Below are 819 nucleotides of genomic sequence, written 5' to 3'. Positions count from 1 at the left end.
GGCGGCGGCGTCCGCGCCGCCCGACCCGTCGACCGGCCGGGGCCCGGGGCCGGGATGGCGGTGCCGGAGACGGGGCAGGCCGGGGGCTCGGGCGTCCCCGCCACGGACCCGGCGAGAGGGGGCCGGCCGTGAAAGCGCTCGTGGCCCGGCTCGACAGTTTCGGGGACGTCCTGCTCGCCGGTCCCGCGGTGCGGGCCGTCGCCGCCGGGACCGAGCGGACGACGCTGCTGTGCGGGCCGCGCGGCGCGCCCGCCGCGCGGATGCTGCCCGGGGTGGACGAGGTGGTGGTGTGGGACGCGCCGTGGGTGGGGTTCGAGCCGCCGGCGGTGGAGCGGGCGGACGTCGAGGCGTTCGTGGGGCGGATCGCCGCGAACCCGCCGGACGTCGCCCTGATCCTCACCTCGTTCCACCAGAGCCCACTTCCCCTGGCCCTGCTGCTGCGGCTCGCCGGGGTGCGACGCGTCGCGGCGGACAGCGTCGACTACCCGGGCGCCCTCCTGGACGTGCGGCACCGGAGGGGCCCGCGCCGGCACGAGGCGGAGGCCGCGCTGGACCTCGCCGAGGCGGCCGGATTCCGGCTGCCGGAAGGGGACGACGGGCGGCTGGCCGTCCGTGAACTCCCGCCTCCCCCAGACGAGTTGCCCGAGGCCGGTTACGTCGTCGTGCATCCCGGCGCGGCCGTGCCCGCCCGCCGCTGGAGCGGCGACCGGTGCGCGGCGGCGGTCCGGGCGCTGGCCCGGGCCGGCTACCGGGTGGTGGTCACCGGCGGCGCCGGGGAGCGCGAGCTGACGGCGGCCGTCGCGGGCGGCGTCGCCCTCG

1 protein-coding gene is annotated in these 819 nt (G+C 80.2%); it reads left to right on the top strand.

Translation table 11 applies throughout. The features are described 5' to 3' along the window. Positions 1–128 precede the first annotated feature (128 nt). The coding region (locus JNW98_RS35770) for a glycosyltransferase family 9 protein (protein WP_372459415.1) at positions 129–819 on the top strand (691 nt) is incomplete at its 3' end.

It is taken from the genome of Streptomyces huiliensis (assembly GCF_020037025.1).
Classification (GTDB): domain Bacteria; phylum Actinomycetota; class Actinomycetes; order Streptomycetales; family Streptomycetaceae; genus Streptomyces; species Streptomyces huiliensis.
This window is presented reverse-complemented; position numbering and strand designations above follow the sequence as displayed.